Annotated in this window: 9 protein-coding genes; 4 read left to right on the top strand and 5 right to left on the bottom strand. The window is 46.4% G+C overall.

Going from position 1 to position 10,078, the window contains the following annotated elements; genetic code table 11:
• The first annotated feature begins 97 nt into the window (after window positions 1-97).
• Window positions 98-2,311, top strand: coding sequence for a carbohydrate binding family 9 domain-containing protein (locus AC23N5_RS14800; protein WP_487756190.1), 2,214 nt, complete (start codon window positions 98-100; stop codon window positions 2,309-2,311).
• A 38-nt stretch (window positions 2,312-2,349) separates the two neighbouring features.
• Here the strand turns inward: AC23N5_RS14800 and AC23N5_RS14795 are convergent, their stop codons facing one another.
• From AC23N5_RS14795 to AC23N5_RS14775, 5 genes are all read right to left on the bottom strand, one after another.
• Window positions 2,350-2,967 (bottom strand): TVP38/TMEM64 family protein, encoded by a 618-nt coding sequence (locus tag AC23N5_RS14795; RefSeq protein WP_487756189.1) that lies wholly within the window; start codon window positions 2,965-2,967, stop codon window positions 2,350-2,352.
• Window positions 2,968-3,006: 39 nt separating this feature from the next.
• The gene (locus tag AC23N5_RS14790) at window positions 3,007-4,062 is read right to left on the bottom strand and encodes a septal ring lytic transglycosylase RlpA family protein (RefSeq protein ID WP_183979552.1); all 1,056 of its coding nucleotides are present in this window, start codon (window positions 4,060-4,062) and stop codon (window positions 3,007-3,009) included.
• The gene (locus AC23N5_RS14785) at window positions 4,059-4,859 is read right to left on the bottom strand and encodes a DUF4905 domain-containing protein (protein ID WP_487756188.1); all 801 of its coding nucleotides are present in this window, start codon (window positions 4,857-4,859) and stop codon (window positions 4,059-4,061) included. The genes AC23N5_RS14790 and AC23N5_RS14785 overlap by 4 nt, the downstream gene beginning before the upstream one ends.
• Window positions 4,860-5,010: 151 nt before the next feature.
• Window positions 5,011-6,168 carry an MFS transporter gene (locus tag AC23N5_RS14780; RefSeq protein WP_487756187.1) on the bottom strand — a complete coding sequence of 386 codons (1,158 nt, stop codon included), beginning with the start codon at window positions 6,166-6,168 and terminating at the stop codon, window positions 5,011-5,013.
• Window positions 6,169-6,174: 6 nt separating this feature from the next.
• Complete coding sequence (locus AC23N5_RS14775) at window positions 6,175-6,834, bottom strand: HAD family hydrolase (RefSeq protein WP_487756186.1); 660 nt, start codon at window positions 6,832-6,834, stop codon at window positions 6,175-6,177.
• Window positions 6,835-7,009: 175 nt separating this feature from the next.
• Here AC23N5_RS14775 and AC23N5_RS14770 point away from each other — a divergent pair, with 175 nt between their 5' ends.
• The 3 genes from AC23N5_RS14770 to AC23N5_RS14760 all read left to right on the top strand — a co-directional run bounded on the left by AC23N5_RS14770 (window position 7,010) and on the right by AC23N5_RS14760 (window position 10,055).
• On the top strand, window positions 7,010-8,443 hold the full coding sequence (locus AC23N5_RS14770) for a PQQ-dependent sugar dehydrogenase (RefSeq protein WP_487756185.1): 1,434 nt from the start codon (window positions 7,010-7,012) through the stop codon (window positions 8,441-8,443).
• Window positions 8,444-8,446: 3 nt separating this feature from the next.
• Window positions 8,447-8,779 (top strand): hypothetical protein, encoded by a 333-nt coding sequence (locus AC23N5_RS14765; RefSeq protein ID WP_487756184.1) that lies wholly within the window; start codon window positions 8,447-8,449, stop codon window positions 8,777-8,779.
• A 169-nt stretch (window positions 8,780-8,948) separates the two neighbouring features.
• Complete coding sequence (locus tag AC23N5_RS14760) at window positions 8,949-10,055, top strand: Mrp/NBP35 family ATP-binding protein (RefSeq protein WP_183979542.1); 1,107 nt, start codon at window positions 8,949-8,951, stop codon at window positions 10,053-10,055.
• The last annotated feature ends 23 nt before the right edge of the window (window positions 10,056-10,078 follow it).

Below are 10,078 nucleotides of genomic sequence, written 5' to 3'. Positions count from 1 at the left end.
GATGGCGCGCTGACGTATATCCCCTCGTTTGGGTGAAAGGTTTTTGAAATAGAAGTGCTAACTTGCGACTTCTTTCGTGTCCAATTCCGCTTCATCCATGAATTATACCTCTACGCTGGTACTGTGCCTGCTGTCGTTCTGTTGTTTTTCGCAAGACGTTCAACTGTTTAAACCTGATTCGGTTCGCAAAGAATTTGAGGCGGTTAAGATTTCTACTAACCTGAAAGTTGACGGTCATTTGAACGACAAAGAATGGCAGTTGGCCAAGCCCAAAAGCGACTTTATTGAAGTTGATCCTCGCCAAGGAGACAAACCCCGCCACCACACCGAAATTCGGGCTTTATTCAACCAAAACTACCTGTATTTGGGCGTTTTTAACCGCGATACGTTGGGTAAAAAATCGGTACGTGTTATTGATTTTAAGCGCGATTTTAACACCCGAACTTCTGATTTTGTGGGAATGAGCATCGACGGTTTCAACGACCGTCGCAATGCAATGGTCTTTACCACCAATCCCCACGGCGTGCAGCGCGATTTTCTATCTTTTGATGCTACGTATATTGACTTAGATTGGGATGGGCTTTGGCGGGTTCGGACCACGCGCTCGGACTCAGGTTGGGTGGCTGAATTTGCCATTCCTTGGAAAACATTACGTTACGCCAAATCAAACGAAGCAACCCAAAGTTGGGGTTTCAATGTCAATCGTGGGCGTCGTATGACCAATGAAAACTACGCATTTTCTCCTTTTCCACGTTCGTTTAATGTCTTGCGTATGGACTATGCAGGTATCATCAAAGGACTTCAACCGCCTCCGCCCACGGCCAACGTTCGCATACAACCGTATTTTTTGACTTCCTACGACCGTTATCGGCAAATCGACGGCCGCAAACCCGAAGATGCGGCGGTAAAAGTAGGAGGCGAGATAAAATGGGCGGTAAATTCGCGGGCGGTCTTGGATTTGACGTTTAATACTGATTTTGCGCAAGCCGACGCCGACCGCCAAGTCAACAACGTTACACGTTTTTCGGTGTTGTTTCCCGAACGCCGTCAGTTTTTCTTAGAAAATGCCTCGCTGTTTGGGATTGGAATCGGGCCTGCGTCGGATATGTCGGGAGGAACAATGCGGATTCAACCGTTTTTTAGTCGCCAAATTGGGCTAGACGGAACAGGAAATCCGATCCCAATTGATGCGGGTGCGCGTTTTGTGAGTCGTTCGGCTAAAACAAATTACGGAGCCATGTACATCCGTCAGCGAGGGTCGGCATCGTCGCCACTGACCCATTATTTTGTCGGACGTTATTCTGAAAACTTGGGCAAACAAAGTCGTTTGGGGGCGTTGGTGACGGTCAAAAATGATTCGGGAAATACCAACATCGTGGGCAACGTGGACGGTTTTGTCCGCTTTGACGAGGCACATTCGCTCAATTGGATGCTCAACGTCAGCCATGATACCAAGGGCAACGTGACGGGTGCTGCGGGTGCAGCGCAGTATTTTTATGCCACCAACCAATGGAAAATATGGTGGACGCAATCGCTCATTTCAAAATCATATAACCCCGCCGTTGGATTTACTTCGCGTTCTGACGTCATCGGGACTACCCCAGGTATATTTTGGTTTTATCGGGGCAAACACGTCCCTTTCAAAAAAATAATCCGTTCGGTAGAACCGAGTTTGTTGGTTGAGTTTTACCACCAAGCGAGTACCGGGCGTTTGATTGAACGTTCGTACGGGTTGAGCCCTTTTTGGCTCATGCTGCAATCGGGTGGTTTTATGGGGCACATCATGACACCAACCTACCAGTATTTGACTGAGCCGTTTAGTCCGTTGGGGGTAAAAATCAACGCAGGAAGTTACAATTATACGCGTCATGCTGTCTATTGGGGAAGCGATGGTTCCAAAAAAGTAAGCTTTAATTGGAACGGTGAATACGGAACATATTACAACGGCAAACTGAATACGACCAACTTTAGTATGTTAGTGGCGCCGATTCCGCACGTTTCAATCACGGGAAGGTACAATCGGAATACTTTCAAAAATGTGGGTGTTAATAATACCTCCAAAAACATTGATTTGTGGTCGATAGAAGGGCGTTTTGCCGCAAATCCACGTCTGCAATTGATTGGTTTTTACCAAAGAAATACCGATACCCAAGCCAATAATTACAACATTCGTCTTTCATGGGAATACCAACCGTTGTCGTTTATCTACATTGTATTCAACAAAAGGGAGTTTCAATCAACCACTCGCCTAGATACGCGCAGTCAGGAAGACCATCTTATTGCGAAGATTAGCTATTTAAGACAATTGTAAGGGAATACCGAGTGGGGGAGTGCAGAGTGTCGAGTGGGTTAGGCGTTTGCGGGTTTTGTGAGTTTTTTGCCAAAAAACCAAAAACAAATTCCTAACAAAACAGAACATCCAAGCGTGAGCATAAAGTTATTTTGGTCGTAACCGATGCTACCACAGTAGGCGTAAAGCACACAAAGTGGGAGGTAACCGATGAGGTTATACAACAAATAGTGCTTAAACGGCATGTTGTTGAAGCCACAAACTACACAAATACTTTCGGAGAGAATTGGAATACCCCTTGACAGCAGGATTGCCAGTGAACCGTATCTTTCAAGAAAAAGTAGTGCGCGGTGCGTTGAAACCTGCGACTGTTTTTTGCTGCCTATTTTGCCCAAATAGTAACCTGCCACACAGCCTAGCATTAGTCCAGCCAAAGAAACGAGCGTCCCCGAAAACGTCCCAAGTACGTAGCCGTTGAAATACATGACCAAGATAGAAGGAACGGGCAAAAGTAGGTCGGATGCAAGCAAGAGGGTACTCAAAGCGCCAAATTGCCACGGATACTGCACAAGCGTATTTAATTTATCCGCAAAGACGGTTTCGAGGTTTTGGAATACCAAAAACGTAGCAATCACAAAACTGGCGAACACCAACAACGGATAAAGTAAGCTTTTCATTCATCAACGCATTTGTGAGGCTAAAAAGTAGCCGTGTTGTTATTGCGCTAAATAGCTGATTTCGGCGATAAATTGCTTGCCTCCTGGCGAAAGTTTTTCTTGTGCACGGGCCGACAATTTGATGATAATGCGGTTGTTAGCACTGATATCAGGAAGTTTGCCAATCACTTTGACCCAAACACTTTGGCTATTGTTCATATTTTTGACCTGAATCAACGACCCCACGGGTGCGGTGCGGTGGAGGGCTAAATATTTGCTGTTGTTGTCGGTGCCGTCCAATACCTCTGCTACGCCCGTTTCCATGATACGTTTGCCTGTGTTGGCAATTTTAGGTTCGGGCAAATTGGCATTGGTAGGGTCTTCGGGACGAACAGGCGGAGGCGGCAATTTCTCTTCGCTTGGCTTTTTCGCTTCGGTCAGTTTCACCGAATCTAATTTGTTCTTCTTGAGATAATCCTGGTACGTATTTTCCGAAACAATCAATTCTTGCCCCGAACGAAGCTGGTCAGAGGTAAGACCGTTCCAACGCCGAATATCAGCCATTAAGACGCCGTACTTAATCGCAATTCCGTACAGCGATTGTCCACCTTCCACTTTGTGCAAGCCTGTTTTGGGTGCCGAAATGGGGGCAGGTTTTGTGTCTTCCTTTTCGGGTTCTTCCGTTGGGGTGGCGGTAGGTTTGGTATCTGCCTCTTTGCCTTTGTCTTCATCTACTTTGACAACGGGAGAGGTTTTCGATTGAATTTCGTAATCCAAAACGAGTTTATTTCCTTCGGGTTTTTTATCCGTCTTTTCGGGTTCTTTAGCGGCCGTTTTTGTAGGTGAGCCGCCCGAGCGGGCAGGTACACGCACCACTTGCCCAACGGAAAGATTGTCCTTCATTCCAGGGTTGGCATCTTTCAATGCCTTAATGGTGGTTTGGTACTTACGCATCACTGCGTAGAGGGTTTGGCCAGGTTCTACTTTGTGAATGACGTACGTTTTCCCATTTTTATTCTCGATGCCTGTAGAGTCGAAGGGAAAGGGAGAAGCCATGGCCTTTGCTCCCATCAACAGCGCTACTACTACAAGGCAACATCCAACTCGCGTAATCATGGTTTCGGCAATTTTATAACTACTAATTCTTGTAAATTTTTCAAATACACTAAATGGTGCTCATTGTAAAAAGACTCACCAAAAGCAGTACTCGTCACGTCGGTTTCAAGGGTTTCGTGGTGAAGCACCGTTTTTGATGTATTTACGACCAAGATAGAGCGGGATAGAGCAGTTGCGTTAGCGTGGTAAAGATACTGAAAAAACAAAATATGTCCACCAATTTCCCCATAATTTAGGGCTTTTTGGGGTGTTTTGCCAATTATTTTTTGGATAAACTGACCGATAACCGAATAGTATGGGCTGCTTTCTGGGTGTTCGGTAGGAAAGCGCCAAGAAGCATTCGTCGCCGATTGCTCTAGGACAGAAGCTGCCGAAAGGCTTCCGTCTCTTAAATGCCGATGCGTAATGTTTAGCTGCAAATCGCTTTGGGTTTGTCCAGTTTGAAGCAGTCGCCCGTCGGTAGCCACAAAAGAATATCCCTCTAGTTTCCAAAGAAATACACCCGTCTTGGCGTCGATGGCTAGTAGCGACTTGGGAGCGGGTTGTTCGCTACCTGCATACGTATGAAACAACAAAACCCCCGAATAAAACCCAATTAGGCTGGTCCACCAATCGGTATCAGCGATTGTTTTTTGCCAACAAACAGCATCATTTTCTACATCAATCACCGCCCATTCAACCCCTGATTTGCTCCGAAGTTCAACCGCCAACAAAGAAGCCGTCGTCTCCGCAGGAATGGTGTCATAAATTAGTCGCCAAACGGGTAGCGAAAAGGTAAAGGTATGGGTGGGGAGCATTTTGGAAGTTGGTGAAAAATGGGCTAGTTGGCAAAGGGCAAAAGGCAAAGGGCAAAGGGCAAAGCCGAGTTTGCAAATTTGCCTCTTGCTAACTTGCAAATTTGCCCCTTGCTAACTTGCAAATTTACCCCTTGCGCACTAGCCTCTTGACTTAATATAACTGTGCTTTGTTGGAAAGTAATGACCAAATGAGGGCTAAGATGGCCACAATGCCGATGGCAAACGAAAGGCTAACAGCGTTGGAAATGAGGCCGATGAGGGCAGGGCCTGCTAAAAAACCTGCCAAGCTAAACGTATTCATGGTGGCTAGTCCTGCGCCTTTGGCCATGCCTGGGACGCGGGCGGCACTTCCGTATAAAATAGGTGCTCCACACGATACGCCTGCTCCCACTAACCCAAAGCCTAAAATAGCCGTGAGGGTATAGGGGAAAAACACGGCAATTAGAATGCCTGATGCGGCGATGATTCCACCTGTAACAAGCACTTTTCGGCTACCGTATTGTGGAATAAGGGCATCCCCAATAAACCGTCCAGAAGCCATAAAAAAAGCATAACAAGCAAACCCCCAACCAATGAAAAAGTCGTTGGCTTCTACCACTTCACGCATGTAAACAGCCGTCCAATCCGACATGGTACCCTCGGTGATGTTGGTACAAAGCGAAATGGCAATCATCCCCACCAAGACACGGTTGGGCCAAGCAAACTTAGCACCGCCTTCGCTTTTGAGCTTTTCTTCGTGAATGCCCATGATGATGGGCCGAGCCAAAACAATGATGGTTAAAATCGTGAGAGTGATGATGGAAACGTGTACCGCAGGAGGGACTTTAAAGCCCATCAAGACACTGGCCAAAGCCGAACCTATCATTCCGCCCCCGCTGAACATGCCATGCGACGTGGACATAATAAATGTCCCGTCTTGTTTTTCAATCGCCGTAACGCAGGTATTCATCGCAACGTTGGTGAAAGCAATGCCAATGCCTAAAAGTCCGAGCGAGATGGAGGTCATCCAAAGCGCAGGAACGTTGACAGGCAGTAGATACACCAAGGCCATGCCCGTGAGTCCACCAAGGGTAGTGGTTCTCATGCCAAAACGATTGATAACCAGCGTGGAAAGAGGATTGGTAAGTGTCGAAGCTAATGGCAAACTCAACAAGAGCAAGCCAAGCTGTGCATCGTCCAAACCATATTTTTGTTTAACAAATGGAATCCACGTGACCCAATTTCCAAATAGAAACCCCACCGAAGCAAAGATAGCTCCGATGGCTAGGCTGCGGTGGTTGGTAAAATACGTTTTTAAGTGAGTTGTCATACCAAATTAAGAAAGCAATTGTTTTACGAAATCGAAGTTCAACGAATCGTAATTGGCAATATAAGCACTACAAGGCGGAAGCTCATTCGGGCCATGTGAGGTAGTAACACCCACCACTTTCATGCCTGCGGCGAGTCCTGCTTTTACTCCAGAAACTGAGTCTTCAAAAACCACGCAGCGGTCAGGAGAAATTCCCAAACGTTCGGCGCTTTTGAGGTAAACTTCAGGGTTGGGTTTGTGCTGAGTAACGTCTCTTTCTGAGAGCATCGATTCCATTATTTGTCCCAATAATGGAATGCGTTCCACCATCATGTCTAAGTTTTCAAATGGGGCAGAAGTGGCAATGCCCGTTTTGACGTTATTTTGCTTGAGGTCTTTCAAAAAAGGCAAAAGCCCAGAAATAGGCTCGGCGATAGAAGTATATAGCTCGCGGAAAAGCGCTTCTTTTTCAAATTGGAGTCGAGTGAGTTCGGCTCCTTCTACGTTTTTTTTGAAAAAATAACTCAAAATGTAGCTGTTGTGCTTGCCGTACATGTGGTTTTGGAGCTCTTCTTCGGTGGGAACGATGGCGTATTGGTCCAAAAATTTACGCCAAGCGATGTTGTGAGTGGGGTTGGTGTCGGCAATAACGCCGTCCATGTCAAAGATTACTGCAATGTCTGTCATTTCGTAAATGGAAACTTTTGAGAAAAAGCTCCGCTGGATTGTTTTGAAGCTACAAAAGTAATGCCTCTTTCTCAATTGACGCTACGACTTTGTTTACCTTTTCTAACACTATATTGCTTTTGCGTTATTTCTACCTTAATTTACATCAAAAAACCAACCCCTATTTATTTCAAACATGTTTAAATACGCAGCGATTAGCTCAGTGACGGCAACCGTGATTTTGGCCAGCCAACTGATGCACCAACCTCAGCCCACTACCGAGTATGTGGCTACCCCTGCCGCTTTTGAAACGGCTGCCAACAACTACAAAAATTTCTGCTCAGGTTGCCACGGCGAAAAAGTAGAAATGTTTGTGGATCGCCAGTGGAAACATGGCAAAACGAAGGACGATTTAATCAAAAGTATCACCAATGGCTACCCCGACAATGGAATGCCTGCGTGGGGAAAATCGCTCAAAAAAGAGGATATCGACGCCTTAGCCGATTATGTTTTGGAGGGACTCGATAAAGCAAGCAAGTACAGCTTTGCGTCAAAACCTAAATCAAATATTTTTACATCGGAAGATATGACCGTCAAACTCGACACCATCGCCAGTGGGTTGAGTAGCGCGTGGGGAATGACGTTTTTGCCCGATGGTGATATGCTCATTACCGACCGTAACGGTAGTATTTATCGGGTGGATAGAAACAAACAGAAGGAAAAAGTAACGGGCGGGCCTGAGGTGTTAGCTGAAGGTCAGGGAGGACTACTTGATGTGGAACTGCACCCTAAATTTGCCCAAAACCAACTGATTTATTTCTCTTATTCGGCGTTTAAAACGGTTGATGGAACAAAACTTTCTACCACGGCCGTCATGCGTGCCCGACTTATGGGAAATATGCTGACCGACCAAAAAGTGATTTTTGAGGCATTACCTTACTTAAAAACGCGCCATCATTATGGTTCACGATTGGAGTTTGATCGCAATGGTTTCTTGTTTGTATCCGTGGGTGATCGTGGGCAGCACCAGCCGCTCTTTCCGCAGTCGGTTGAAAATGCCTGTGGAAAAATTCACCGAATCAATGACGATGGAAGCATCCCTGCCGATAATCCGTACGTCAAACAAGACAAAGCGATTGCGTCGATTTATTCGTTTGGACATCGCAATCCGCAAGGTTTGGCCATGCACCCTGCGACGGGGGAAATGTGGGAACACGAACACGGCCCTCGCGGTGGCGATGAGTTGAACCTCATTCGCAAAAACGTCAACTACGGTTGGCCTACGATTTCGTACGGTATCAATTACGACGGAACGGTGTTGACCCCACTAACGGCCAAAGAAGGCATGGCACAGCCGAATTTGTACTGGATTCCGTCGATTGGCCCGAGCGGGATGGTGTTTGTGACGGGCGATAAATACCCTGCTTGGAAAGGCGATTTGTTGGTAGGTTCGCTGCGTTTTAAGTACCTTAACCGTTGTAAAATGGAAAACGGAAAAGTGGTGAAAGAAGAGATTTTGCTCGAAAACCTCGGTCGTTTGCGTAACGTTCAAATGGGCCGCGACGGTTATATCTATGTAGGAGTGGAAGACCCAGGTTTTGTATTTCGTTTAGTACCTGTGAAAAAATAATAAATGAAAATCGCAACCATCATTCTGAACGTACTCCTTCTGATAGGGCTTATCCCGTCGATTCTTGCTGCAATGACCTCCCCTATGATTTTTGATGCTGGGCAGAGTAATCATTTGTGGCGGGTATTTTGGACGGCGGTGGCTTTGCCTGTGGTCATCGTGGTTTGCCAAATCATTTCGTGGATTGCTTTTTATCGGGATAACTATTCGTTGGCGTTCAAAATTAGCCTGATTCCTACCGTACATGTTGTGGTACTTATTTTATTAATGCTGACCATGAATGGCACGGTTGCAAGAGGCCCGTCTTCCCAAAATACCGAAAAAAAAACAGGATAGTGTAGGTGCAAAATTTGGCTCAGGTTATTTGTAACCTGAGCCAAATCTACTTTTCAGGGGCGGTGTTAGGGGTTTAGCAAACTTTCCTTGTACTTTTGGGGTTAGTTAAAAAAATTGACCAGTCCTATCATAGCAAAAGTGTACCCGAACTAGGGATACCGTCATTACAATGGGTGACCTAACAATAAATAAAGAGAAAATACTTCAAGCGCTCAGTACTGTACAAGAGCCAGATCTTAAAAAAGACCTTGTAACGCTCGGCATGATTCGAGACGTAGAAACAGGGATTGACTTGGTAAGTTTTACGGTGGTGCTAACAACCCCCGCTTGCCCGTTGAAAGAACTCATACGCAAGGATTGTACGGATGCCATTCATAAGTTTTTTGGCAATCATATTCGGGTCAATATAAACATGACCGCCGATATTACAACCACTCGTTCGGGCGGGCCCGTGATGCCACAAGTAAAAAATATCATTGCCATAGCATCAGGCAAAGGAGGCGTAGGAAAATCGACGGTGACGGCCAATTTGGCCATGGCGTTGTTGCGCGCGGGGGCAAAAGTGGGTATTTTGGATGCGGATATTTATGGGCCTTCGATGCCTGTGATGTTTGGTGCCGAAGACATGCAGCCTCGCATTGTGACGCGCGATGGGCGCAACCTGATGATGCCGATTCAGCAATGGGGAATCAAAATCATTTCGATGGGCTTCTTAGTGCCTGCCGAAAGTGCCACTGTTTGGCGCGGCCCGATGGCGAGTACGGCATTGCGGCAGTTGATTGGTGATGTAGAATGGGGCGAATTAGATTATTTGTTGATTGACCTGCCACCAGGCACAAGTGACATTCACTTGACGTTGGTGCAAGCATTGCCCGTCACGGGAGCGGTGATTGTCACAACGCCTCAGAAGGTTGCCTTGGCCGATGCCATCAAAGGTTTGGCAATGTTCCGTCAGCCGCAAATCAACGTTCCTGTGCTTGGGGTCGTTGAAAATATGGCCTATTTTACCCCTGCCGAACTTCCAAACAACAAGTATTTCTTATTTGGAAAAGATGGAGGAAAAGAACTTGCGTCAAAGTTTGATGTTCCAGTTATTGGGCAAATTCCGTTGGTGCAGGGGATTCGTGAAGGAGGGGACGAAGGCCGCCCAGCGTTTTTGAGTGAAGATGAAATTACAAAAGCGGCTTTCCAAGAAGCAGCCGAAAGTTTGGCGCAGCAGGTGGCAATTCGAAATGCGACTCAGGCCAAAACGAAACAGGTCGAGATTCGGGTGTAGAAAGCGCCGAACCTTGATTGGCA

The sequence above is a fragment of the Runella sp. R5_40 genome, assembly GCF_057652295.1.
This window is presented reverse-complemented; position numbering and strand designations above follow the sequence as displayed.

Excerpts from the sequence above, each read along its gene's own strand:
- AC23N5_RS14800 (WP_487756190.1), top strand. The coding sequence starts at position 98 with ATGAATTATACCTCTACGCTGGTACTGTGCCTGCTGTCGTTCTGTTGT.
- AC23N5_RS14795 (WP_487756189.1), bottom strand. The coding sequence starts at position 2,967 with ATGAAAAGCTTACTTTATCCGTTGTTGGTGTTCGCCAGTTTTGTGATT.
- AC23N5_RS14790 (WP_183979552.1), bottom strand. The coding sequence starts at position 4,062 with ATGATTACGCGAGTTGGATGTTGCCTTGTAGTAGTAGCGCTGTTGATG.
- AC23N5_RS14785 (WP_487756188.1), bottom strand. The coding sequence starts at position 4,859 with ATGCTCCCCACCCATACCTTTACCTTTTCGCTACCCGTTTGGCGACTA.
- AC23N5_RS14780 (WP_487756187.1), bottom strand. The coding sequence starts at position 6,168 with ATGACAACTCACTTAAAAACGTATTTTACCAACCACCGCAGCCTAGCC.
- AC23N5_RS14775 (WP_487756186.1), bottom strand. The coding sequence starts at position 6,834 with ATGACAGACATTGCAGTAATCTTTGACATGGACGGCGTTATTGCCGAC.
- AC23N5_RS14770 (WP_487756185.1), top strand. The coding sequence starts at position 7,010 with ATGTTTAAATACGCAGCGATTAGCTCAGTGACGGCAACCGTGATTTTG.
- AC23N5_RS14765 (WP_487756184.1), top strand. The coding sequence starts at position 8,447 with ATGAAAATCGCAACCATCATTCTGAACGTACTCCTTCTGATAGGGCTT.
- AC23N5_RS14760 (WP_183979542.1), top strand. The coding sequence starts at position 8,949 with ATGGGTGACCTAACAATAAATAAAGAGAAAATACTTCAAGCGCTCAGT.